Here is a 23,997-nt window from a genome sequence, read left to right as displayed (position 1 = left end):
GTCCGGCGGGAGCGACCGAGTCGCCCTGCGCCAATCACTCCACCGGAGTGAAAAGCACGAAGGACAAACTGTTGACCTTGGCATTGAGCGGCTCGGAGTCCGCCCCGTCCAGGGTGCCGTCGCCATCCGAGTCGGCGACCATGGGATTTGTACCGGCTGCGTATTCCTGAAGATTGGTCAGCCCATCACTGTCATCATCCAGGGTGGGATCGAGATCACCCCCGTGCAACGCCTCCCACCAGTCTGGCAGGCCATCATCATCCTCGTCGAGATTGGCGATGATGTAATTGCTGGGATCCGAAAGCCCCTCCTCGTTCAGGGCCCGCACGCGGAACGCGAGTTTCAGGGTATAAACATCCCCAGGTGTCGCGACCTGGTGATAGTAGGACGTCTGAGATCCCATGACCCGGGCTCGCTCTGAGAAGGCATCACTGATCTGCTGCGGGGTGCCGCCGTTGCTCAACAAGTCCTCAATCACGGCATGGTCAGCCGTCTCCACAACATAAGTGGCTGGAGAGTGCGACGAGGCGCTCCAGGCCACTCTTACCTGCCGCCCTCCCGCCCCGCTGACTGACTGCAAGACGGGCACACTGGGGGCCTGCCCCGTGACACGGATGCCCAAGTACTCCGTGTAGGCATCCCCGGCCCGATCCAGGGCGGTGACTTCCAGCCAGTCAATGCCCGGCGCAAAGGACTCAAGGTCCGCCCCCAGTTTAACCTTGAGCGCCTTGGGCTCAGATTGCCAGGCCTCATGGGCTGGGGCTCCCGGCTGCGACAGGGAGGTATCCAGCAACCACCGCAGTGAGTCACCTGCAAGCAGGCTGATTTGTTCCAGGCTGGCATTGGCATTGGCCAGGTCCTCGTCAGTGACGGTGAGCCAGCCCACCTTGGCAGTGCCTTCGGTGGCATCCCAAGGCACCGCAGGCAGCCATAGGTACTCCTGGGCCGTGGTTGCGGAAGTCTTGCTGACAAATGTGCTTTCATCAGCAGCAGATGAAGGAGCACTGTAAGGATTGGCAATTTCGCCCACCGGGTTCAGATCCGTGTTCCCTGGATGGAGGACGGCGGCATAACCCGGCAGTGCGGCCTGCTCGATGGGATAGGACGTGGGAGGGGTCACTGCCAGGACCCGGTCTCCACTCGCCAATACCTTTTCGCCAAATCTTGGATTGCTCCGGCGGACCACATCTTGTTGAACCCAGGCTGTGCCATCGTGTTTGAAGCCATAGACGCTCCCCTGCGGTAAAGGCTCGGATGTAGGAATATCAGCACCTTCGTTGAAGTATGGCGCACCGACAATCACCCAATTGTTCACTGCCGCAACCGAGGCACCAAACATCTCCAAGTCATAGGTCACAGAGGGGCCCGTGGTTGAAGAAACGAGTCGGGCGACCTGGTTCCAATCGTCATTGGGATCTAACTCATACACATAGGCCGACGGTTGTGCCGAGGGAGGAGGAGAGCCGCTTGTCATACCTACCGTCACCTCATTCCAGGTATTCTGCCCTATGACGGTCCAAATGGGATTCCCAAACTCATCCTCCCCCCAACCCCAGACATCCTCCGTGTGCGGCACGTCGATCAAGATGGTGGGCAGGTAAGACAGGGCATACATTCCCGCCGCATGTCCCCGCGCGTCTCCGGGCGCCCCCACCACCAGCCTTTGCCCATCCTCTGAAAAAGCAACCGAGTAGCCGAATGTATCAGAGTGGCTCCCAGAGGAGGGTGCGAGAGTTGAGTGCAAGCTCCAACCAGATCCTTCCTTCTTGTAGAGCTCGACCGTGCCGTTCCAATCGGCCTGACCAACTGCCAGCCATCCCCCTCGCAGGGCCAAAGCGCGGGGAAAGCCCTGATAGAGGTTGATAAAACCGAGCTGGCTCGCCCACTCATAGTCGCCCGTTCTTGGGGTATATCCTACAGGTTGAGTGGGCTGCACAGGCACCGTGGGAGAGAAGGCAGTGCCCCACGTTGACCACACCTCCTGCCCAGCATCGTAAATCCCGGTGTGAACTTGATTTCCGCTCACGACAAAGGTGTCTGAATCCCCTGTGATTGAACTCATCGAAAGGCCAGAAAACAAACCAGGCCGTGATGACCACGAATTATCCCACGGACTCCATCGCCACAGGTTTGCCCCCGTGGTGTCGGCGCTGATCAGCCATTCCCCCAAAAGACTGAAGGTACTGGAGGAAAGCGACATAAAGGTTGAGGGGGTCAATCGGTACTGGGCAGCCCCCAAGATGTCGATGGGACCCGGAGAGGTATTGTCATAGGGCCGCACCTTGAAGGAGGCATAAAAATCCCGCACATTGATATCGTAGCCTGTGCTCGAAGAGCCCGCAGGCGTCGGACACTCCGCATCAACCCAGAGGTAGGCACGTGCCACCCCCAACGAATCGGTGGTGGTGAGATAGTCCCCTTTCCAAGCAGCGGCGTTCCGGGAAGAGCCGAATCCGATGGTGTTCTCCGAGGTCTTGAGATAAAATCCATAGCCTTTGATCGGCACTGGGGGAGAGGTGCCAGGATACACGGCCTTTACCTCGGCTGGCGTTGCGGACCATCTACCTCGTGCGAGAAGCCAAGGCGAAGAACCAGGTTTAACCACCGAAACGGTGGGAGGCACCCCGGAACTGGAGGTTGTAGGTGACAGACCCAGCACATACTCCTCGGCATTGGTCAGGCCATCTCCATCAAAATCCCCGTCTGACGTCAACCACGGGGCAAAAAGCCCGCCAAACTCATCCGGCAAACCGTCACCATTGCTGTCTGTCTGAGGGCCCTGACCTACGAGAAGCAATCCGTCGAGCGATGCCTCATTCTTTAGCCCGCCAGGCGTCTGGGTAAAGGTCCAGCCCATGATGAGCTGAAGGGAAGTATCGGCATAAACGGGCTTGGGCAGCGTGGCCAGGAAAACCCAGAGACCCTCTCCCAACACACCGGCAACAGGGTGACTGCTCAGCACCGATTCACCATCCCAGATAAGCGAATCGACGGAGGGAGAAGCAGTGTGGCTCGTGATGGCACCGTATCGCACATAGACGTCAGTTGCATCTTCTGATGCCGTCGTCGGGTGTATGTCTGTCATGTACACCGTGACGCGATCTTCCAGATCGGGATCAATAGTCCAGGCTGAAGCCTCCCGGCTCCATTTCCAGTAGTCGCCTCCAGAGTAGATCTGGGCTGCTGGCCCCGTTTCAACGTCCACCGTGGATTCAAAGGACCAATCTTCCCACCCAAACATTGACTCTCTGGTGCTTATCCTGTCACCGCCGTACCCGGGGTCAAAAGGTTCCACCAATCGCACCCAATGCGCGCCCTCTTTCATGGGCCACACCTGTACATGATCATTGTTCACAGACAGACTGGCCGTGCCGCTGCCACCTGTGGCAAGCACCAGCCCGGAGCGAACGGAACCTGAACCCGTGAAGTCTATTGCCACCCGTTTCCGCCATGGATCTGTGGGCAGATCACTGGACATTTTGTACGACAAAAACGCCCGCCCCGCAATCGCCTCCAGCTTCAACTTGCTGCCTGGAGGAAAATCCGTCCCGCTGATCACGCCCGAGACTGACTTCATCTCTCCGTTTTGTACCAGTCGCCAACGCAACTCCACGCCCGACACTCCCTGGCGAACCCCTGCAAAGACAAATGGCGCGCCAGGAGCTGTGGTTTCCGAGAACCGCAGCATCACCCCCGCAACACTCCCTGCGGTCATCACAGAACCTGATGAATCAGGAGCAGTCCAAGCGATCGCCCCGGAGGAACTGCTGGGAACGGAAGCGAATAACAAGCTCTCACTGGAACTGGGCAACGCACCAAAGCCTGCGGCGTTCGTGGAAAGTGTGCGAACTCCAGGAGTTGTCGCCGCATCAATGGAGCCGGCAGGCAGCGTGGAGCCGATGCGAATGACAACAGGATTCCAGTAGAAGTCTGTTCCTTGGGCACAGACCAACCTGGGAGACACGTAAAGAGGTACGACAAGCAACAACCAAGAAGTCGCCACCAGTCTGCGGAAGCAGGCTCGCATATGAATTAGGGGATTCCCTTATTCATACCAATCCTAAGCCCTCATGCCAAGTTTTTTCCTTCAAAAAATGCGTGGAATAAATACCGAAGGAATATCCTTGAAGTCAAAGTTCGAGATCCAACATTTAAGCCTAAAAAGGAAAATGAAACTACAGTGAAGATGCCCAAGGCCTTCACGATGTATGAACTCCCATCGCTCCGCGATGGAACTTTTAAGTGATAACGTCCTCCTGTTCAAATCGTTGCAACACAGCGGGAAGCGCTGTTTTCACCACTTCCATTTTCCTTTTTAGGTTAAGCTGTGCAAAAGCATTTGCGCAGCCCTCTCGCCAGCATCCCCCCAGCCTATCCGGCACCCGACAAAGCTCCCACAAACAAAAAACCGACGGAGTTTCCCCCGTCGGCTTTTAGTGAACACTTACTCTACGTCACCTGGTGGCGACATCGCAGCTTACTTGCCAGCGATGTACTTCACGAGGTCAACGCAGCGGTTGCTGTAGCCCCACTCGTTGTCGTACCAGGACACGAGCTTGAAGAAGCGGCTATTGAGTTCGAGACCACTGCCGGCGTCGAAGATGGAACTGCGGCTGTCGTGGATGAAGTCGGAGCTGACCACTTCGTCTTCGGTGTAGCCGAGGATGCCCTGAAGGTAGGTCTCGCTGGCGTTTTTCATGGCCGCGCAGATTTCCTTGTAGCTGGTTTCCTTCACGGTCTTCACGGTGAGGTCCACCACGGAGACGGTCGGGGTGGGAACGCGGAAGGACATGCCAGTGAGCTTGCCTTTCACTTCCGGGATGGCAAGGCCCACGGCCTTGGCAGCACCGGTGGTGCTGGGGATGATGTTGATCGCAGCGCTGCGGCCACCTTTCCAGTCCTTCTTGCTCGGGCCGTCCACGGTCTTCTGCGTGGCGGTGTAGCTGTGGACGGTGGTCATGAGACCCTCTTCCACGCCGAAACCTTCTTTGAGGAGCACGTGCACCACAGGAGCCAGGCAGTTCGTCGTGCAGCTCGCGTTGGAGATGATGTTGTGGGACTCGGCCACATACTTCTCATGGTTCACGCCCATCACCACGGTGATGTCTTCATTCTTGGCGGGAGCGGAGATGATGACCTTCTTGGCACCAGCCTTGAGGTGGCCAGCGGCCTTCTCAGCTTCGGTAAAGAGACCGGTGGACTCGATGACGATGTCCACGCCAAGCTCACCCCAAGGAAGGGCGGCAGGACCTTCTCTCACGGCAAGGCACTTGATCTCATGACCGTCCACCACGAGCACGTCGTCTTCCGCAACATCGGGGCTGGACTTCTTGCTGTACACTTCCTCTTTGGCCTTGCCCTGCGTGGAATCATACTTCACGAGGTAGGCGAGGTTGTCAGCCGGCACGAGGTCGTTCACGGCGACGACGTCGATTTCCTTACCGAGGAGGCCCTGGTCGCAGATGGCGCGAAAAACGAGACGCCCGATGCGCCCGAAACCATTGATGCCGATTTTGATCATGTTGCTAGGGGAGGTAGTAGTTTGAGTCTGACCGTCATCTTGGTTACGACGGGAGTTAGGCTATAGTTGTGATTGGAGGGGGCGTCAACTTGCGAATGATTCACCCAGAAGCAGGAAAAGTGCCGCACTGATGGAGAAACCCACCCCATCATGCAGACCGTGCTGGCCCGATGATGGCCTCTGTCATCCGCATGGCCTGAGCGTTCGGCTTCACATCATGCACACGGATGATTTCACCGCCCGATTCACGCATCCACGAGGTCAGAGCCACCGTGGGCCAGGCGCGATGCTCCAACCGGGAATCGCCCAGCAAGGTGCCCAGCATCGACTTGCGGGAGACCCCCAGGACGAACGGTCGATCCTCCATACGCAATTGGTCGAGCCCGTTTAGCAGTTCCAGATTATGGGCCAGGGTTTTCCCGAATCCGAAGCCCGGATCCAGAGCCACGCGCAGGGGATCAATGCCTGCCCGGGCCAGCGTGTCCAGGCGCTCGACAAAGAAGTCTCTGACGTCCTGCACCACATCCCGGTAGTAAGGCTGAGCCTGCATGGTGCGCGGGGTGCCTTGCATGTGCATGACAATCACCCCTGCTGAGGTGCCCGCGACGGCCTCCAGCATGCCCGGCTCACGGAGACCGTTCACGTCATTCACTATATCTGCCCCCGCAGCCACGGCCTCCCGGGCCACCTCAGGCTTCATGGTATCTATAGAGATGAGCGCCCGTGTCCTCCCGCGCAGCTCGCTGATGACGGGGACCACCCGCTTGATCTCATCCGCCACGTTCACCGGCTCGGCACCGGGGCGGGTGGACTCGCCCCCAACGTCCAGCACGTCCGCCCCATCCTCCGCCATTTCCATCCCCCGCTCCACCGCGAGCGTGGTGCCAAAGAATCTGCCCCCGTCAGAAAAGGAATCGGGCGTGACATTGAGCACGCCCATGATCCAGCCGCGGGAGGTGAATTCATGGTTCTGATGATGGATGCGCCAGAGAGTGCCCATGGGAGGAGATCAAAAAGCGCATGGTGGACAGCCCCATCCTCCCTTCAAGCGGCATTCCACAGATTCGACAAATCTGTTTCAAAATATGAGATTCCTTGTCCAACACCCTTCCGCTGAAAGTGTCTCAGGGTGCGCGAGATTCCTCCATCGACAATCCCCCCAACTGCTCTACGATTTCCCATGGCCCGGCCTTTGATTCTTCTTACAGTCCTGGTGGCGTCGGGTGTGGGTGCAGGTCTGCTGATACAGCATCTGCAAAAATCCCCCTCCCCATCGCCCCGCCCCGCCCCCTCCTCCTCCCCAGGCCAGGCGTCGTCCAGCAACCCCCTGCCAGAGCCAGGGGCGGAACTCGGCTCCATACCCCCACCCCGCCTGCCGGGGCTGGATCCCTCCGTGGATATGGAAGCGCCCCCTCTCCCGGGGACTTCCGGCTCCGCCGAGGAGGTCAAAACGCTGCAATCGCAGGTGACCTACCTACAGGAACAGGTGGACATCCTGCGCCATGAGAACTCCACCCTGCTGGACAAGCTGGCCTCCCTGACGGGAAAAAACCCGAGCCTCACGCCCCCCTGCAGCCCGGACATGAAGCCCGCCGCAAACGGGGAGGCACCCGACTTTGTGGGCATCGGGATCGAGCTGGTGAAAACGCGCGAGATCCAGGACATCCCTCTGCCCACCCTCTCCGTGGACCGTGCCGAGGTGGCGAATCGCATCACGGCGTGGCTCGCCACGCAATTTCCGCCCTCCTATGGCAAGCAATTCGGCAGGGCGCTCGCCGCGGTGGGCGCCATACCGGAGCCCGTCGATGCCATCGCCCTAAAGGGCGCCTTTCTCTCCCATCAGATCGGAGGCTGGTTTGATCAGGAAAGCCAGACCCTCTTCATGGCGGAGCACGGAAGTGATCGGGAAAACGCCCTGGCCCTGGCCTACGGTTACCTCTTCAAGCACTACGGCAAAGCCGTCTTCCCCCCAGAGGCCAAGCCCCTCAGCCTGGATCAACGCCTCGCCCGGGAATCCCTGCTGGCAGGAGATGCCTCCCTGACGCGCTTTCTTCATGCTCTCCGGCACCCTGACAAAGGCGGCGGCGGCGGCGTGGGCGAGGATCCGGACGATCCCTCCCGGGCCGTCCCCATTCCCAATTTCCTGCGAGAGCTGGAGTTGCTCCCCTTCGGGATGGGGTTCGACTTCATGCAGTCCATGCACAGCATCGGTGGCTGGGAGCAGGTAAACGCCACCTACGATCGGCTCCCCACGGCGTCCGCCGAGATCCTGGATCCCCAACTGTACCTGGCTGAGGAGCCATTCCGCCCGCTGACGCTGCGCCTGCCGGAGAAGAAGATCGCCGGGGCCGCCCCGATCTGGGAGGATACCATGGGCCCCCTGGGCATGGTGCTGCTTCTGAAGCAGCACGTGGCTGAGCCCATCGCTGCCAGCACCGCCCCGGGCTGGGCCAATGACGTGTGGCTCACCTACTCCGCGGGCGCAGGAACCAAGCGCGACCACGCCGTCTGGCAGACTCTGTGGAAAGACAGCAATGCGGCAGACGCCTTTTTCTCCGCCATGCGCACAGGGCTCCTCAGCCGGTACAAAGGAGCCACCCCTTCAACCAAGGCTACCAAGGGAGTCTTTCAGCTCGATGGCCCGGAGCGTTTCGTGAGCATGGAGCGCACCCACAACGGCCAGGGCGTGCTCTTCATCGATGCCGCCACAGAGGCGTTTGCCAGGGCAGCGCAAAAGACCCTCGCTACACCGTCAAACTCGGGCAAATAGGCGCCCCTCCCGCCTCCTCGATCGCTGGCTCTCATGTTGCCTTCCCAACGGGAACGTGGCATGAAATAGCATCGCTTCTTTCTTCAATCGCACCCATGACCTCAAAGCAAGTATTTTACTCTGGCAGAGTCCAGGGCGTAGGATTTCGATACACCGTCAAACGCCTTGCCTCCGGCTTCGAGGTCACCGGCTGGGTGAAGAACCTGCCCGACGGCCGGGTGGAGCTACAAGCCAGCTCATATGACGAGGAGGAGCTCGATGCCTTTCTGGAGGACATCCAGAACAGCTCACTGGGCGGGAACATCAAGGAAGTGGAAGTGAACAACATCCCCCCTCTGACCGGTGTCAGAGGCTTTACCATCGTTTCCTGAATACGCGGCCATGGACGTCCCCTCTCCCTCAGCCCCTCCGACACCCGCCGTGACGGTGGAAAACCTCACCAAGGTGTTCAAATCGGGTTTCACCAAGAAACCGCTCCTGGCCGTCAAACAGCTCAGCTTCGAGGTGAGCGCGGGGGAGGTTTATGGGCTGATTGGCCCCAACGGCTGCGGCAAGTCCACCACCATGAAGGTGATGCTGGGCCTGCTCAAGGCCACACAAGGCAGGGCCACCATCTTTGGCCGGGACAGCGAGGAAGTCGCCAGCCGGCAAGACGTGGGCTTCCTGCCAGAGAACCCCTATTTCTACAAGCACCTGAGCGGCCGGGAGACGCTCAACTTCTACGGCAGACTCTGTGGCCTGCGAGGTGCCGAGCTGAAGGACCGCACGGAGGCCATGCTGGAACTCACGGGCTTGACCCACGCCGCCGAGCGCCGGGTGGGAGGCTACTCCAAGGGCATGCTTCAGCGCGTGGGCCTGGGCCAGGCGCTGATCCATGAGCCTCGCTTACTCATTCTGGACGAACCCACTGCCGGGGTGGACCCCGTGGGCTCCCGGCGCATTCGCGATCTCATTCTGGAGCTCAAACAACGGGGCATCACCATCGTGGTCACCTCCCATCTGCTCGAGCAGATGCAGGAGGTGTGTGATCGCGTGGGCATCATGTCCAACGGCCGGATGGTGAGCGAAGGCAAGCTGGAAGACCTGATCTCCGTGGAGAACCAGACGGAACTCATCCTTCAGGATGCGCCGCCGGAGCTGCTCGCAAGGATCCGCACCCTCGTGCAGGAGGCGGGCGGCAAAAGCCAGTTGGTCTCTGAGGGCAAACCTCGCACCACGCTCGAAAAACTCTTCCTCCAGTCCACCACCCAGACGGGTGATGGCGAATGATCTCGATCTGCCCTCAGCCTTCCCATGTCCTCAGCCTCCCCCCGCTCTGCCTACTCATCCTTTTCGCCAGGCCGCATCTGGACCATGGCCACGCACACCGTCACTCAGCTGATCCGGATGCGCATCCTCGTCTTCATGGGCATCATCAGCATCGTCATCGTCATCGCCGCCTTTGCCTTTCCCGCAGTGAGCCCTGAGCAGCAGTTGAAGCTGCTCAAAGACTGGACCTTTGGCGCGCTTCAGGTGTTCTTCGTCATCATCGCCATCGCAGCCACCGGGCTGTTGATCCCTCGCGATCTGGAGGATCGCACGCTCTACACAACGCTGAGCAAGCCGGTGCCCCGCTATGAGTACCTGATCGGCAAGCTGCTGGGCGTCATGCTGCTGCTGGGGGGCGGATTGTTGCTGATGGATCTGGTCTTCAGCCTCATGCTTTACGTCAAGCAGTCCCTCATCATCTCCAGCCAGATCGCCGCGCTGGAGAAGGAGCAGGCCGCCACTCCGGAGAACATCGCCTTCATCAAGGATCTCAACTCGCGCTTCGGCCTCACCTACAGTCTGCACGGCGCGGTGTGGGCCATCTTTCTGAAGGCCTCCGTCGTGGCAGCGGTGTCGTTGCTCATCTCCTGTTTTGCCAGCTCCACCCTCTTCACCATTCTGGTGGGCATGGCATTTGTCATTGCGGGTCAGGGACAGGCCCTCCTGAGGGAATGGTTTCTGGACAAGATGTCCGGCTTCTGGCAAAAAGCCCTGAGTGGTGCCATAGCGATTTTCTGCCCAGACCTCACGCTTTTTGATCTGGCGGAGCCCGCCATCCGGGGTGAGGTCATTCCCCTGGGAGTGCTCACAGAGGTGTCTGGCATTGCCCTGCTGTACATCGTTGGTTACACCAGCGTGGCGTATCTGTTTTTTGTGGAGAAGGAACTCTAGTCCGACCGCCGCACCCATGAAAAACAAGATTCTCGCAGTGATCCTGCTCGTCACCATGGGGGTGGCCAAGGTACCGCTGGAAGACCGCGTCGCAGCCACGCTGAAAGCAGCCGATTTAAGGGACGCCCCGGTGGCTCTAAGCCTGCGGGAGACAGTGAGCCAGATGGCCTTTGCCGCAGCGCTGGGCGGCCTTCGCTCACTGGTCGCCAGCATCACCTATCTGCGGGCCTACGTGGCATTTGAGGATCGCGACTGGGGGCGCGTGGACAGCCTCATGACGCTGACCACCCGCATGCAGCCACGTGAGGCCATGTATTGGGATGAGGCCGCCTGGCATATGGCTTACAACGCAGCCACCAGCACCCAGCAGCGGGAGGACCTGCGGGCGGCCATCCGGAACAAAGACTTCCGCGATTACGTCCTGCGAGGTCTCAAGATTGTGCAGGAGGGGCTCGTGTACAATCCGAACAACCCCAAGCTGCTCGTGCGGGAGGCAGAGATCTACCGCGACCGGCTGAAAGATCCCCGGCCTGCCGCGGAAGCGTTCCTGCTGGCCGCCAAGAGTGGTGCCAAGCCTTTCTACGAGCGGATGGGTGCCTATGAGCTGGTGAAACTGGGCGAGCCCCCTGACCTGCAGCAGGCGTACGAGATTCTGAAACGACACTATGACAAGGGATTCCGCTACCCCTCCGTGCTCAGGGATCTTGACATTCTGGAACGGAAACTCAACATCCCCGCCGCTCAGCGAGTGGGGCAGCCCTTGCCCCCCTCACCACAGCCTCGCCGGAAATAGTCCCTCCGGAGAGCATTTTTCCTCCACAGACTGCTACGAGTGCTTGACCTGAACCCGGTCCGCGCCACGTTTAGACTTCGCCATCTTCCATGCGTTACGCCATCTTCGGAGACATTCATGCCAACTGGGAAGCCCTGATGACCGTCATGGGTGACGCTCAGGAGCAGGAGTGCACCCACTATGTTTGCGTCGGGGACATTGTCGGCTACAACGCCAATCCGAGCGAATGCCTGGAGTACGTCAAGGCGCTCAACTGCCCTGTAGTCAAAGGCAACCACGACGAAGAAGCCACTCAGGACCGCACCCTCGACGAGCTCAATCCCCTCGCGGAGAGCGCCCTGCTGTGGACCCGACAGAAACTTACCCCTGACCAGAAGCAGTGGTTGCGGGACCTGAAGCTGGTGCGCCAGGTGCGGGACTTCACCATCGTCCACGCCACCCTCGATTCTCCCGGCAGCTGGGCTTATGTGACCAATCGCTTCGATGCGATGGCAAGCTTCAGCTACCAGTTCACGCAGCTCTGCTTCTACGGGCACACTCACGCACCCCGGGTGTATGAGAAGGACGACACTGTCCGCTGCCTGCGCGAGACGGACGCGACCCTGCGCCGCGGCGTGAAGTATTTTATCAATGTAGGTTCTGTGGGCCAGCCTCGCGACGGTGACTGGCGGTCCTCCTACGCCGTGTACGATGTCGAGAAACAGACGGTCAGCATCCGTCGGCTGGAGTACGACTTGCGCACCGCGCAGCAGAAGATTTGCGACGCCGGACTGCCCCCCATACTGGCGGAACGCCTTGCCCTCGGAAGATGATGGTTGAGCCGTTCCCGGATCTGGCGCAGTACAAGTCGGTCTTTCTGGTGAAACCCAGCTCGCTGGGAGACATTGTACACACCCTGCCTGCGGCCCGGTTTCTAAAGAAAGCGCATCCTGAACTCCTCATCCGCTGGGTGTGCAATCCCGAGTGGATGCCCCTGCTGGAAGGCAATCCGGACATCTCAGAGATCATCCCCTTCCCCCGCAGCCAGTTTGGCCGGATCAGCACCTTCCCCAAGCTCTTTGGCTGGGCGAGAAGCCTGCATACCAGCACTCGCGAGAAACCGGAGATCGCGCTCGATTTTCAAGGCCTGCTCCGGAGCGCCCTCATCTGCCAGGTGCGAGGAGTGAAGCCCATCGTCGGCCTTTCGGACGCCCGTGAAGGAGCCACCTTCTTCTACAAGCATGTGGTGGACGTCGATCCCAAGGCTCACGCCGTGGACCGTTATCTGACGCTGGTGAGCGCCCTGGGCATCCCGACCCCTGCGGAGGACATCAGCTTCACCCTGCCGATCGGCACCGCTCCGGCAAATGCTCCAAAGGAGGGCAAATTCCTCGTACTGCACCCCTATTCACGTGGCGATGGCAAGTCCCTCACCACAGAGGCCATCCAGGCCCTGTGCGATTGCCTGGCACCTCACCCGGTGGTACTCGCTGGCAAGTACGCCAACCCAGCCCAGATTCACGGAAATCACGTCACCTCCCTGATCAACCAGACCACGCTGGAGGAGCTCATCTGGCTGCTGCGCCATTCGCACGCCTGTGTCAGCGTGGACAGCGGGCCCATGCACATGGCTGCCGCTCTCCAGGCGCGGACGCTCGCCATCCATACCTGGAGCAATCCCCGCCAGGTCGGACCCTACAATCCAAATGCCCGGGTGTGGAAGGGCAGACGCATCGCCCCACGCCTCGATTTTTCCGAGGAAGAAGGCGAGGCCGACCAGGCCGTTGCCATCCGGGATATTCGGCGCATTTCGGATTTCATTCTTGGTGAGTGGTATTGAGCCATCCCATGCCGGCCTGACGGTTTGAGGAAAGTGACACCTCAATCCGGCCGCTTCATTGAGCCGCTGTTTTGAGGGCGGCGTAATTGAAGCATGTCTGGCCGTTTAACGTAACACGCATGCCACCTCAGTACCCACGCGACGCAAGCGGGGCCTCGCCCTACAGCGTCAAAAGCTGATTGGAATCGGGAACAGTGTTGAGGCTCAGACGAAGCTCTTCCGCGAAGAGGTTGCGCCCATAAGCCCCACGTTGGCGAGCCTTCAGCGAGCCTCCGTGGGGTAGGTGAGGGATAACAAACCACTCCGCAGAAGTCGTAGCAGTCCGCCTGAGGCAGCCCAAGTTCCCTGGCACCTCACTTTCCCGTAGGCGACGCCCGGCTTTTCAAAATGGCTGGATGACTTCCGCCCGGGGCAGGCTTTGGTAGCAGCATGGCGCTCCCTTCCATTTCTTCCCGCCCCTGGCGTGCCCGTGCGTTCCATCTTACTCGTGACCGTCGGTTCCTCATCAAGGGGGTGCTCATCATTCTAGGCATTTTTGCCCTGCTGGCCGCCTTCGTTCACGTCGCCCGCACCGCCAGTGCTCCACCTGCAATGGCAACGGCGGCGGAAGAAGATGCGCAGATGTTCGAAGAGTTCCATCGTCTGCAACTCGTGGCCGATCCCCAGCCCGACCGGTTCTCCACTTGGATTCGACAAACCGCCGCCATTCTCGCCGACACCGAGCCACGCCATCGCCCGGCGTTCGATCCTGTGGCGTTGAAACTGGGCGAGATGGAACTGGAACCGGTCGTGCGCAAGCACGCCTCCTCAGCGGATGCTTTTCCCCTCTTTAGCGCGTATGTGCGCTGCCTGTTTGCGACACCAGACATGGATGCAAGCGCCGAGCGCGAGCTTCTGATCCAGGCCGCAAACCAACGCCCCGCCGTTCGTCATGCTGGGGAGTTTCTGGGAGACTTCTACTACTTTGCCCACCAGCCCGCGAAGGCCATTCCCTTCTATTTGCAGGAGTGCCAGTATGTGGATGCAAGGCACCCTCGGCGCAAAGCCCTACAGCTCGCACTCCAGGAAAATGATCTGGAGGCACTGCACGAACTGGCATCGAACCCCATGGTGATTGCAGAGGCCAACGCCGCCCAGCTCAGGGAACTGGCCAACCAACTGAATGACCAGGGACTGGCCTTCAAGGCCACGGTGGTACTGGAGCTGGCTCGCTGGTCCAAGGCCTCCGCCGTCTCCCTCGCCTTGTTCGCCGCCGCCATCTGGTACCTCATCTTGGTCCACTCCGGCCGGCTCGATCCCCATCGTTGGCTGCGGTACTTGCTGCCGTTGTTCGCCGGTGTGATGAGCGTCATGCTTCTGCACTGGCTGCAGATCTCACTGGAATACGCCCCCGTCCCCAACCCTGAGGACAACGCGACCAAACAAATGGTTCACTGGGTCCTCTATGTCGGCATGCCTGAGGAAGCCTGCAAGTTGCTGCTCTTCACCCTGTTTCTGCCTGTGCTGACAAGGGCTCGCTCCGCCCGTCAGGCTGCTTTGACAGCCGGGTGCGTCGGCCTGGGTTTTGCGCTGAACGAGAACATCGCCTACTTCACAGATCACAACGCCCAGGTGGCCATGGTACGACTGCTCACCGCCAATGTCATCCACTTCTCTCTCACCGGCATCCTCGGCTATCACCTCTTCATACTCGTCCGCAGCCGCTTTCATCATGCGACCAATTTCCTGCTCGCATTTCTCGGTGTCAGCACGGCCCACGGCTTGTATAACTTCGCCGGCAGCGAAATTGGAATGAGGTGGGAAATCAACATTGCGCAAATCATCATCGTGGCCCTGTCGGCCAGGATGTATTTCCAGATGCTGCATGATGACAATGAGCCAAGCGCCTCCGGCAGCCCGATCTCCCGCACCTGCGTCTTCTGGTTCGGTGCCGCTCTGCTGGTGGGTGTACTCATGATTCCCTCCGTTCTCCACATGCAGAGCCTCTCAGGCATCACGGAAACGCTCGCCCAAGCAATCGCCCTGGTGCCCGTGGCCCTGATTTACCAGCACGAGTTCAATGAAATCAGAAGGTAACGGAGTCGCGCAAAACGTCAGCACTTCAGTCGTACTATCCACATCTTCCGTAGGCAGGCAAAAGCCTGTCACTACCTTGAAACTCCCAGCTGCGGCGTAATCTGGTTGCGCCAACCGGCTTGGTGAAACGGAGGGATAAAAACCATCCGCCCTATGGAGCGTGCTCGGATAGATCTGGCCGTGTCACTCCTTCCTACCCGTGCTCACCATGCGACGGAGATGGTGGTTTCAGGAAACGGACCTCATCTCCCGGCCCCCGGGCTTCTCCACCCCCCCTAGAACAAGAACGGCGGCCCGCAGGCCGCCGTTCGACTGGAAGATCAGATTGCCACAAGGCAACCTACGCCGCCTGGCTGGTGGCGTCGGGTTCGATCATGCCGTACTCACCGTCCTTGCGACGGAAGAGAATGGCGAGACGATTGCTGTGGGCATTCTGGAACACCACGAACGGACGCTCACTGAGCTCCAGATCCATGATGGCCTCATCCGGGAAGAGAGGCTTCATGCGGAAGTTCTCGCGATGGATGATGACCGGCTCGATCTGATCGTGCTCAGTCTTGTGAAGGTCAACTTCCTGGAAAACGTGCTCCGCCAGATGCTTGATGGATCCATTGCGCGGGCGGTGATGGGTCTTGAGGAGACGGGTCTTGTACTTCCGCATCCTGCGCGCCAGCTTGGAGATGCTCTCATCAATGCTGGCGTAGATGTCACTGCTGACGCTGTCCACCTCAATGGTGATGTGGTTCGCGCAGTGGAGGATGATCTCGGCTTTTTGTCGCTCTTTCTTTTCGACGTCGAGAATCACCTTGGCGTCGATGATTCGCGGGTAGTCGAGGTGGAGGTTCTCGATCTTCTTCTGGGCATACTCACGCATGGACTCAGTCACACTGACGTGGCGTCCCGTTACGGTGATGGGCAGGTTTACGTTATGCACTTGCATGGTTGTTCCTCCTTGTGGGTTTCCACCATCCACATGATGGGTGGTGTTATTTTACATACTGAAGTTTTCGCCAAGGTATCGCTCCCTTGCCAGGGGATTGTTGACGATCTCGTCCCGGGTGCCGTGAAGCAGCACGCGACCCTCATGAATGAGGTAGGCGCGGTCCACGATCCCGAGGGTTTCACGAACGTTGTGATCCGTGATGAGAATGGCCAGCCCGACGCTTTTGAGCATGAGGATGATCTTCTGGATATCCTCCACCGCCAGAGGGTCAACCCCTGAGAACGGTTCGTCGAGCATGATGAGTTTAGGCTCGGTCACGAGGGACCGGGCAATGGTGAGACGGCGCTTTTCGCCACCGGAGAGAGTGAGCGCCAAGTTGTCCGCCACGTGGTCAATGCCGAACTTCTCCATGAGTTGCTGGCACTGCATTTCCCGTTCTTCGGGCGTGTAATTTTGCGTCTCCATGACGGCAAGGATGTTTTCCCTCACCGAAAGCTTTCGAAAAATAGACTCTTCCTGCGGCAGATACCCCATCCCGAGACGAGCCCGCTTGAACATGGGCTCGTTCGTGGTGTCCAGGCCATCGAAGAAGACCTTGCCATCGTTGGGCTGCACCAGGCCCACAATCATATAGAATGAGGTGGTTTTGCCCGCGCCGTTGGGACCAAGTAAGCCCACAATCTCGCCACGACGGACTTCAATATCCACGCCATTTACCACAGTGCGCCCATCATAGACCTTTTTCAGACCGCGAGTAAAGAGGAGAACTTCACCGTTTGCAGAGGTGTCAAAATTCTCCTGCTGACGGGCGAAAAAGTCCTCTTCCTGATCGGAGGTTTCTCCGGTCTCCCCGAGATCCAGTTCATCAATGCCTTGCTGGCCGGAGTTTCTGGGCTCAGGCAGCTTTATCTTCCCTTTTTTCCTCACTGTGGTGCTCCTTGGGGCTTGCTGAGAGTGGGTGTGGTGGCACCGGGAACCGCAGCGGCGGCAGCCGGTTTCTTCTTCTCCTCTTGCTGGATGATCTTGGTGGTTGCAGGGCCGTTTACCTTGAGCTGTCCATTGTTGAGGATGGTGATCGTTGTAGAAGGATCGGTTGCCAGGATCAAGTTGGTGCCTTTTTGCACCTGCGGATAGTCGCGCATGATCATATCCCCCGTGGAACCGACAAAGGTGGCGTGGCGGCACGTGCCAATCTGCATCTCACCAGTGTCGCTGAGTTTGTTGATGACGACCTTGCGCCCCTTGGCAATCGCCTGCTTGATATTGCTGTTGTCAGTGGACTCACTGACGGAGCCTGACTTGCCAGCAGCACCTTCTTTGGCGAGTTGTCCTGCGGTGGCCCCCGTTGCGGCAGGCTTCGCCTCCTTTTTGTCAGCATCCTTCACCATGTAAACCTCAAGGGTGTCGCAGGTCAGATGGAACTGCGGGTGCGTCACTTCTACATCGCCTGTGAACACGCCCATGGACTGGCTTCCATCGAAGAAGCTGGCCGAATCGGGTCCTGTGGCCGTGATCGTGGTCTGCTCCGGAGCCTTCTTCGCCACGGGCGTCAAAGGAGTGGCTTTGAGCGGCTGCGGCTTGGGTCCTGGACCGTCTGCGGTCAGTACTGAAGGCTTCGTCGCGACGGCACGCGGCTGCACCGGGTCAGGCACCCTCAGCGTGGGGATGACCGCCTCATTCTGCGCCAAAAGAGCCTTGCCTTCTGGCGAGATGGTGGAGATCGCCTGGCTCAACCGCGCATCCGACTGGGCCACACGCGCTTTTTCAGGCGCTTGGTTCGAGGGAGCTACATTCGACTTGGCCTCCGCCATGAGCTTTTCCATGCGACCGTTATCGGCAGCCTGCTCACGGGTCCGGCGCTGGAGTTCAGTCTGGCCACTGGCACGGGCCCGCTCCAGCACGCGGTTGGCCTCGGCCAGAGCATTGGCGGCCTCATCCCGGCTCCCTGAGGCGGAACCCGGGGTTCGGTTGGTCTGGGCCAGCAGCCCCTGCGAAAGGGCGGCGAGGCCGATCATCGTCCAAAGTGTTTTCATGGGAGGCGTGCGGAGTGGGATCATTCGCGGAGAGAAACAAAAATCACTGGTCAGGAGTTTGTGTGCAAGGAGCGGCAGGCTGGGGCACCTCATTTCGCACGTACCCCTGGAGGAGCCGCTGGGACAGCTTCAGCTTTGGGCACGGGCACAACGGCAGCGGGTTCACGCGGAGCTGGCGTAGGCACAGGCAAGCCTCCTGCTGATGCGGACGCAGAAGGCCGCTCCACCGCCTTGGCATTAATGTCCATGGTGGAGACCTTTGGAGCAGGCTCGCTGCCCCCCCCCTCGGCCGACTCCTCGTCCAGGCTCATTTCCAGGGGCTGTCCATTGGGTGCCGGGGCTGCATTGCTCATTGCATCGCCATTGGTAAAAGCTTCCGTGTCAAAAATGACCATTCGCACGTTGCCGGTCATCTTGCCCTGCTGGGTCTTGGTATCGAAAACCATGCTGTCCCCTTCCATCTGGAAGTCTTCGCGGCTGATGCGGCTGCGCTGCTCACTGCTCAGGGTGGCGCTCGGCATGTGATAGGTGGCAGTCTTCAACTGCACACGCACGTCCCTGTCCTTGGTCGGGCCAAACATCCGGATGTCCATCTTCTCGATGGCCATGTTGTCCTCATCCAGGCGAGTCATGCTGCCAGCACGCATGAGCGAGTTGGGCCGACCGTCACGAAACGAGGGAATCTTCACGTCCAGATTCCGCTGCCCCACCGGAAGCATCCGGCCAAACGGCCCCAATCCCTGGGAATTCGTTACCGCAGCGACACCTGACGCTCCCTCGGGAGCGCCAGTCAGAGACTTCTCCCCGCCCTTCTGGGCTTGGGCAAGCATCGGCATGGTTCCCAGCAACAGCAACTGCCATGCCACACGCGGCAGCAAGGAACGATGCCAAGACACACGAGGGCCTTTATTCGCGGGCGATTTCATGGATTCGCAACAGTTGTTGAATCAACGCCGGGAGATCCGCCAGAGGAATCTGGTTGGGCCCATCCGAAAAAGCTTCGGCGGGATTAATGTGGGTTTCAAGGAAAACCCCATCACATCCTGCAGCCACAGCAGCACGGGCGAGCACGGGGGCTAGTTTACCATCACCGCCAGTAGCGGTGCCCAGTCCCCCAGGCCGCTGAACGGAGTGAGTGGCATCCATCACTGCTCTGTAGCCAAGTTCTCTCATCCAGTAAAGCGACCTCATATCGGCGACGAGGTTCTGATAACCAAAGGTCGTTCCGCGTTCAGTAAACGTAAAATTTTCACAGCCAACGCTTAAGAGCTTGTCGGCCACGTTCTTTACATCCCAGGGAGCCATGAACTGGCCCTTTTTCACGTTAACCGCCCGGCCCGTGCGACCTGCGGCAAGAATGAGGTCGGTCTGACGGCTGAGAAATGCCGGGATCTGTAGAAAGTCGATCCACTCGGCCGCCTTGGTCGCCTCCTCCGGACTGTGCACATCCGTCGTGACCGGCACTGCAAGTTCTTTGCCAATGGCACCCAGGATGCCACAACCCGTTTCAAGACCCAGCCCACGGTAGCTACTGCCCGCGCTTCGGTTGGCCTTGTCATAGCTGGCCTTGAAGATCCATTGGATGCCCAGGCCATCAGCGATGACTTTGAGTTTCCGGGCCATGTCCCAGATAAAGTCCTCACTTTCAATCACGCAAGGGCCAAGGATAAAAACGGGGCGCACGCCGTCAAAGCGCACACCTTGGCCAATTTCAACGACGGGGAGGGAGGAAATGAAGTCAGCAGGCAAGGGAGAAGGGAGCGATAGTGTGGGTCCGATTGTACGAAGGAGAAGGAAAAAGGCAATGAGGCTTTAGCCCCGCATTGCCGCTCCGTCCTCAGAAAAACTTGCCCGTTTTAACAAATTCCAAAATGCGGGCGGTGTCCCCTTTGGCTGCCCATACCACCCGTAGGAAATCTGCGGGATGCAGGTGATGGCGGCTCAGAAACGCACGATCTCCGCCGCAGAAATACATCGTGTCCGGATCCATCTCCCCGCGCAGCTTGGCTTCAGCCTTGGCGATAATACGGGGCAACCAGGGAATGCCGTCCAGCTCCGCCGTCTTGGCCGGGAGTTCCGAAGGCGGCACCACGTGAGAGCTGGTCTGCCCTTTTTGCTCGATCAGAAAGTAATCCCGCCGGGCTGCGGCAATGAGGAGGGCTGACTCCGGCGTCGGCTCCAGCCCCTCTGCGGCGCAGCAATCTTCCACGAAGTCAAAGAACTCGCGGGGTTTGCAGCCGATCGCCTTGAGGTTGGCCAGATCCTCCTCATCGAACCACGCTTCATAGTCAGTATTCCCCTCTTCGTATTCGTCGCAGCAGCTCACGAACATCTCGCCAAATCGGGCGGCCCACTCGTACGCGTCACTCATGTTGGATGGGGATCTTTCTGGGGTTTGCGGTTTTGATTTTTGAATGCGGAAACACGTTGCGCATCTTGCGCCTGCGGCATCATAGGGACAACCGCCCTACCGTCAAACGCCCTTCTGCACCACATGAGTTTGCCCACCCCTCTCACCCACATCCGCCAGCACTGGCAGCGTCTCACCACGCAACATGGGCGGGCGGGAGCCGTGCTGCTTCTCGTGCTGGCAGCCCTGCTGGTGGGCAGTGTGGTGTACACTTTGGAAGCAGAAGCCCCCTGGGGAAAGACGGTGCAAAAGCGTCTGGCAAAAGGGCGCGAACTGGATGTGCCGGAATATCGGATCATCGGTCTCTGGTGGGCCAGCATTGCCAGCGCAGCCAGTGCCGCTCTGCTGCTCGCCACCTACCGGTCATGGCTACCAAAAAAGAAGGACAAGCTGCCTCAGCAAAGCCGGGGTGCCCCGGCATGGTTCTGGGCGGCCATCCTGGCCATCACGCTCCTTGGAGCCTGGGAACGTGCGCCACGCCTTCATCACAGTCTCTGGAATGACGAGGAATACTCACTGCGCGTCTATTCCCACGGAGAATGGGTTCAAAAGGACGGTGTCACTCTTTTCAAACCCGTAACCTGGGAGAAAACCCTCTTCGACAACGGTCATGGAAACAACCATGTCTTCACTGCCGCCGCCACCCGCATTTCACTCAGCATCTGGCGGACATTCACCGGAGCCCCTGCCGGAGCATTTGACGAAGCCGCGCTGCGCATGCCTTCCTTTCTGTCATCGTTGGTAACGATCATCTTCGTAGGCTGGTTGGGGTGCCAGATGGGCGGTCCCGCGGTGGGCCTGGCCGCAGCCGCCCTTCTGGCCATCTCCCCCTGGCATATACGTTATTCGGCTGAGTCCAAGGGCTACTCCACCATGCTGGCCTTCATGGCGGTGAATCTGGCCGCAGCTCTGCTGGCCTCCAGAGAGGGTCGTCTGCGCTGGTGGCTCATCTTTGCGGTGACGGAGGCGGGTTACCTGCTCTGCTTTGCGGGATCTCTGTATGTGGCGGCAGCGGTAAACCTCTTCCTTGCGGCAGAGTTCTGGATTTCCGGACGTCATCGAGATATCCTGAAGCTCGTGGGCTTCAATCTCCTGGGAGCCATACCGGTGATCTGGTGGATGGGACCCAGCGTCCCACAGATCATGGCGTACCTGAACAACCCCGACTCACCGCGCCTCGACATGGGCTGGCCTTGGCTGCGGGATTTGCTATCAGGATGGGCCATCGGCTGGGGGCACACGAATCCCCTCCCTGAACTTCACACTGGCTCCAGCTGGGAAATGGAGATGGCGCACGCGGGATGGCCCTTCAAGATGCTCATGCTCGGTGTACTGCCCGCGCTGGCGCTTCTAGGATTCGTCGCTGCCTGGCGCAAGCCAGCATCCCAATTTCTCGGAGTGACGGCTGTCACGGTGGCTGCCGCGCTGGCCTACGCACATACCGCCCTGAAGCACCAGCCCATGTGGGTGTGGTACTTGATCTACACCGTGATCCCCATGGTGCTCGTCCTGCCTCTGGGCGTCCAGCTCCTGACCCGCCACAGACCTCGCCTGGAAGCCGGATTGCTGACGCTCCTGGTGGGCGCATTTGCATGGGTCACCTGGGACTCCACGGCCAAGATCCGTGAGCACGACCGCCAACCCATCCGCGAGACGGTGGAGTACGTTCGTTTGCAGGCACCCACTGCCCTCACCGGCACCTTCGGCGTGAGCGATCGCCAGGCAGAGAGCTACGACCACGATGTGCATGTACTAAAGACCCCCGCTGATCTGGACGCCCTCATCAAAGACGCCGAGACCCGCTCTCTGCCGCTCTACATCTATCTCTGCGGCGAGTCCGTCACCGGCCCGCGGCACCCAGAGCTTTTTCAACGGGTGAAGAAGTCGGGAGAGTTTGAGATGCTTACCCACCTCCGGGGAACAGAGGAGATGTTTGGGTACCACGTTTATCGTTGGAGAGGAAGTCAGGGGTAGGATGGTGATGACGATCAAACCACAGAGACACACAGAACACAGCGGAATGATTTTTTAGACAGAATTTCACAGCCGTCCCACAGCGAAACAAAAAGGTGACTGGCGGCCTACCCCACACAGGGTAGGCCTGAGATGAAATTCAAACCAGCCAAAGTCATTGGAAGCGTTCTGGGGCAGCTTTGCAAGCTCATTCCCGGGCACTTGGTCGCGAACCTCTGCGCTCAACACCACCACGGCAGCCAGCCGCGCACCTTCAGTTCCTGGAGTCACGTGGTCAGCCTGCTCTACGCGCAACTGACACACTCCATCAGTCTCAACGATGTGTGCGACAGCTTGAGGCATCATGCCGGGGCCCTCGCTGCCATCCGCGGAGCGACACCGCCAGCCCGCAACACCCTGTCCCATGCCAATAAGAATCGGGACAGCGACCTGATGGAGACCCTCTTTTGGAAGATGTTGGATCATCTCCAGCATCGGCACCCCGGGTTTGGCCTGCGCTATGAAGGACTGCCCCGGCGGTTTAGACGGGCCATCTACGCCATCGACTCCAGCACCATCGCCCTGGTGGCCAACTGTATGAGTTGGGCCAAGCACCGGCAGCGCAAGGCGGCGGCCAAGCTCCATTTGCGTCTCAACCTGCAAACCTTCCTGCCAGCCTTTGCCATCATCGAAGAAGCCTCTCATCATGATGACTCGCGCTCCCGCGCGCTTTGTGCCAGCCTCAAAGACGGGGAAATTGCCTTGTTTGACAAGGCTTACATCAACTTTGCCCACCTCTGGGAGTTGACCGGGCGGGGCATCTTCTGGGTCACCCGTGCCAAGGACAACATGAGCTACCGGGTGACGCGCAAGCTCCAGGCACGGCCGCAAGGCAAGGTGCTGCGCGATGACCTCATTGTGCTCAAAGGAGCCAGGAGCCTTTCGCAACATCCCGGCCCGCTGCGCCGGGTGGAGATGCTCGTGGAGCTTGACGGCAAGGAAGTGCGCATGGCCTTTATCACCAACCAGACAGAATGGGCCGCCAGCACGGTAGGAGAACTCTACCAGAGCCGCTGGGGCATTGAAGTGTTCTTCAAGCAGATCAAGCAAACGCTCTGCATCTGTGATTTTTTGGGACATAGCAAAAACGCGATCCGCTGGCAGCTCTGGGCGGCCCTGTTGCTCTATGTGCTGCTGCGGTTCCTGGCACAAGTATCGGGCTGGCCGCACAGCTTCACCCGCCTCTTCACGATGATCCGAGGGGTGACTTGGAGCCGGGTGGATCTGCTCAGATTGCTGGCGTTCTATGGGACAGCAGGCGGTCCATGGAAGATGCGAGCCAGCCCGCAAAGCGTGTATCTGCCTGGGCTGGAGCCCCCCGTCTATGGGACAGCAGGCGTCGCATAACGGAGCAGGACCGCCCCGTTTGAGAAATCACTTTCGCAAAAGGCACTTCAAAACATCACCAACTCAAGCCTCT

The 23,997-nt window shown here is 59.4% G+C and carries 19 protein-coding genes; 10 read left to right on the top strand and 9 right to left on the bottom strand.

Going from position 1 to position 23,997, the window contains the following annotated elements; translation table 11 throughout:
• Window positions 1-34 precede the first annotated feature (34 nt).
• The 3 genes from VSP_RS13330 to folP all read right to left on the bottom strand — a co-directional run bounded on the left by VSP_RS13330 (window position 35) and on the right by folP (window position 6,521).
• Window positions 35-3,964: an FG-GAP repeat protein gene (locus VSP_RS13330; RefSeq protein ID WP_232289567.1), complete on the bottom strand. Its 3,930-nt coding sequence runs from the start codon at window positions 3,962-3,964 to the stop codon at window positions 35-37.
• A 513-nt stretch (window positions 3,965-4,477) separates the two neighbouring features.
• The gene (gene gap / locus VSP_RS13320; RefSeq protein ID WP_009961180.1) at window positions 4,478-5,521 is read right to left on the bottom strand and encodes a type I glyceraldehyde-3-phosphate dehydrogenase; all 1,044 of its coding nucleotides are present in this window, start codon (window positions 5,519-5,521) and stop codon (window positions 4,478-4,480) included.
• Window positions 5,522-5,669: 148 nt separating this feature from the next.
• Complete coding sequence (gene folP / locus VSP_RS13315; RefSeq protein WP_009961179.1) at window positions 5,670-6,521, bottom strand: dihydropteroate synthase; 852 nt, start codon at window positions 6,519-6,521, stop codon at window positions 5,670-5,672.
• 180 nt (window positions 6,522-6,701) lie between these two features.
• Here folP and VSP_RS13310 point away from each other — a divergent pair, with 180 nt between their 5' ends.
• From VSP_RS13310 to VSP_RS13275, 8 genes are all read left to right on the top strand, one after another.
• The gene (locus VSP_RS13310) at window positions 6,702-8,291 is read left to right on the top strand and encodes a hypothetical protein (protein ID WP_009961178.1); all 1,590 of its coding nucleotides are present in this window, start codon (window positions 6,702-6,704) and stop codon (window positions 8,289-8,291) included.
• 95 nt (window positions 8,292-8,386) lie between these two features.
• Window positions 8,387-8,662: an acylphosphatase gene (locus tag VSP_RS13305; RefSeq protein ID WP_009961177.1), complete on the top strand. Its 276-nt coding sequence runs from the start codon at window positions 8,387-8,389 to the stop codon at window positions 8,660-8,662.
• 10 nt (window positions 8,663-8,672) lie between these two features.
• Window positions 8,673-9,560 carry an ABC transporter ATP-binding protein gene (locus tag VSP_RS13300; RefSeq protein WP_009961176.1) on the top strand — a complete coding sequence of 296 codons (888 nt, stop codon included), beginning with the start codon at window positions 8,673-8,675 and terminating at the stop codon, window positions 9,558-9,560.
• Window positions 9,561-9,584: 24 nt separating this feature from the next.
• Window positions 9,585-10,490 carry a hypothetical protein gene (locus VSP_RS13295; protein ID WP_009961175.1) on the top strand — a complete coding sequence of 302 codons (906 nt, stop codon included), beginning with the start codon at window positions 9,585-9,587 and terminating at the stop codon, window positions 10,488-10,490.
• 16 nt (window positions 10,491-10,506) lie between these two features.
• Window positions 10,507-11,283: a hypothetical protein gene (locus VSP_RS13290; RefSeq protein ID WP_009961173.1), complete on the top strand. Its 777-nt coding sequence runs from the start codon at window positions 10,507-10,509 to the stop codon at window positions 11,281-11,283.
• An 89-nt stretch (window positions 11,284-11,372) separates the two neighbouring features.
• Window positions 11,373-12,095 carry a metallophosphoesterase family protein gene (locus tag VSP_RS13285; RefSeq protein WP_009961171.1) on the top strand — a complete coding sequence of 241 codons (723 nt, stop codon included), beginning with the start codon at window positions 11,373-11,375 and terminating at the stop codon, window positions 12,093-12,095.
• The gene (locus VSP_RS13280) at window positions 12,092-13,102 is read left to right on the top strand and encodes a glycosyltransferase family 9 protein (protein WP_009961170.1); all 1,011 of its coding nucleotides are present in this window, start codon (window positions 12,092-12,094) and stop codon (window positions 13,100-13,102) included. The genes VSP_RS13285 and VSP_RS13280 overlap by 4 nt, the downstream gene beginning before the upstream one ends.
• A gap of 429 nt (window positions 13,103-13,531) precedes the next feature.
• Window positions 13,532-15,178: a PrsW family glutamic-type intramembrane protease gene (locus VSP_RS13275; RefSeq protein WP_009961169.1), complete on the top strand. Its 1,647-nt coding sequence runs from the start codon at window positions 13,532-13,534 to the stop codon at window positions 15,176-15,178.
• A gap of 340 nt (window positions 15,179-15,518) precedes the next feature.
• Here VSP_RS13275 and hpf read toward each other — a convergent pair whose 3' ends face one another.
• From hpf to VSP_RS13245, 6 genes are all read right to left on the bottom strand, one after another.
• Entirely contained in the window at window positions 15,519-16,118 is a 600-nt protein-coding gene (gene hpf, locus VSP_RS13270; protein WP_009961168.1) for a ribosome hibernation-promoting factor, HPF/YfiA family, read from the bottom strand.
• A 51-nt stretch (window positions 16,119-16,169) separates the two neighbouring features.
• A complete protein-coding gene (gene lptB / locus VSP_RS13265; RefSeq protein WP_029190413.1) occupies window positions 16,170-16,868 on the bottom strand; it encodes an LPS export ABC transporter ATP-binding protein in 699 nt (232 codons plus the stop codon).
• Between the two features lie 176 nt (window positions 16,869-17,044).
• The gene (locus tag VSP_RS13260; protein WP_157210873.1) at window positions 17,045-18,154 is read right to left on the bottom strand and encodes a hypothetical protein; all 1,110 of its coding nucleotides are present in this window, start codon (window positions 18,152-18,154) and stop codon (window positions 17,045-17,047) included.
• An 89-nt stretch (window positions 18,155-18,243) separates the two neighbouring features.
• Window positions 18,244-19,080, bottom strand: coding sequence for a hypothetical protein (locus tag VSP_RS13255; protein ID WP_198141385.1), 837 nt, complete (start codon window positions 19,078-19,080; stop codon window positions 18,244-18,246).
• Complete coding sequence (gene kdsA, locus VSP_RS13250; RefSeq protein ID WP_009961163.1) at window positions 19,061-19,903, bottom strand: 3-deoxy-8-phosphooctulonate synthase; 843 nt, start codon at window positions 19,901-19,903, stop codon at window positions 19,061-19,063. Before kdsA ends, VSP_RS13255 begins: the two co-directional genes overlap by 20 nt.
• Window positions 19,904-19,991: 88 nt before the next feature.
• Window positions 19,992-20,525: a hypothetical protein gene (locus VSP_RS13245; RefSeq protein WP_009961161.1), complete on the bottom strand. Its 534-nt coding sequence runs from the start codon at window positions 20,523-20,525 to the stop codon at window positions 19,992-19,994.
• A gap of 123 nt (window positions 20,526-20,648) precedes the next feature.
• Here VSP_RS13245 and VSP_RS13240 point away from each other — a divergent pair, with 123 nt between their 5' ends.
• Both VSP_RS13240 and VSP_RS13235 read left to right on the top strand, forming a co-directional pair.
• Window positions 20,649-22,538, top strand: coding sequence for a glycosyltransferase family 39 protein (locus VSP_RS13240; protein WP_009961160.1), 1,890 nt, complete (start codon window positions 20,649-20,651; stop codon window positions 22,536-22,538).
• A gap of 132 nt (window positions 22,539-22,670) precedes the next feature.
• Window positions 22,671-23,924: an IS4-like element ISVsp5 family transposase gene (locus tag VSP_RS13235; RefSeq protein WP_009960198.1), complete on the top strand. Its 1,254-nt coding sequence runs from the start codon at window positions 22,671-22,673 to the stop codon at window positions 23,922-23,924.
• Window positions 23,925-23,997: the final 73 nt, after the last annotated feature.

It is taken from the genome of Verrucomicrobium spinosum DSM 4136 = JCM 18804 (assembly GCF_000172155.1).
GTDB classification, from domain to species: Bacteria; Verrucomicrobiota; Verrucomicrobiia; order Verrucomicrobiales; family Verrucomicrobiaceae; genus Verrucomicrobium; species Verrucomicrobium spinosum.
Note: the sequence above shows the minus strand (reverse complement) of the source record. Positions and strands in the feature narration are given on the sequence as shown.

Bases quoted from the DNA above. Each gene is read 5' to 3' on its own strand.
- gap (WP_009961180.1), bottom strand. From the start codon at position 5,521: ATGATCAAAATCGGCATCAATGGTTTCGGGCGCATCGGGCGTCTCGTT.
- folP (WP_009961179.1), bottom strand. From the start codon at position 6,521: ATGGGCACTCTCTGGCGCATCCATCATCAGAACCATGAATTCACCTCC.
- VSP_RS13310 (WP_009961178.1), top strand. From the start codon at position 6,702: ATGGCCCGGCCTTTGATTCTTCTTACAGTCCTGGTGGCGTCGGGTGTG.
- VSP_RS13305 (WP_009961177.1), top strand. From the start codon at position 8,387: ATGACCTCAAAGCAAGTATTTTACTCTGGCAGAGTCCAGGGCGTAGGA.
- VSP_RS13300 (WP_009961176.1), top strand. From the start codon at position 8,673: ATGGACGTCCCCTCTCCCTCAGCCCCTCCGACACCCGCCGTGACGGTG.
- VSP_RS13295 (WP_009961175.1), top strand. From the start codon at position 9,585: ATGTCCTCAGCCTCCCCCCGCTCTGCCTACTCATCCTTTTCGCCAGGC.
- VSP_RS13290 (WP_009961173.1), top strand. From the start codon at position 10,507: ATGAAAAACAAGATTCTCGCAGTGATCCTGCTCGTCACCATGGGGGTG.
- VSP_RS13285 (WP_009961171.1), top strand. From the start codon at position 11,373: ATGCGTTACGCCATCTTCGGAGACATTCATGCCAACTGGGAAGCCCTG.
- VSP_RS13280 (WP_009961170.1), top strand. From the start codon at position 12,092: ATGATGGTTGAGCCGTTCCCGGATCTGGCGCAGTACAAGTCGGTCTTT.
- VSP_RS13275 (WP_009961169.1), top strand. From the start codon at position 13,532: ATGGCGCTCCCTTCCATTTCTTCCCGCCCCTGGCGTGCCCGTGCGTTC.
- hpf (WP_009961168.1), bottom strand. From the start codon at position 16,118: ATGCAAGTGCATAACGTAAACCTGCCCATCACCGTAACGGGACGCCAC.
- VSP_RS13260 (WP_157210873.1), bottom strand. From the start codon at position 18,154: ATGAAAACACTTTGGACGATGATCGGCCTCGCCGCCCTTTCGCAGGGG.
- VSP_RS13255 (WP_198141385.1), bottom strand. From the start codon at position 19,080: ATGAAATCGCCCGCGAATAAAGGCCCTCGTGTGTCTTGGCATCGTTCC.
- VSP_RS13245 (WP_009961161.1), bottom strand. From the start codon at position 20,525: ATGAGTGACGCGTACGAGTGGGCCGCCCGATTTGGCGAGATGTTCGTG.
- VSP_RS13240 (WP_009961160.1), top strand. From the start codon at position 20,649: ATGAGTTTGCCCACCCCTCTCACCCACATCCGCCAGCACTGGCAGCGT.
- VSP_RS13235 (WP_009960198.1), top strand. From the start codon at position 22,671: ATGAAATTCAAACCAGCCAAAGTCATTGGAAGCGTTCTGGGGCAGCTT.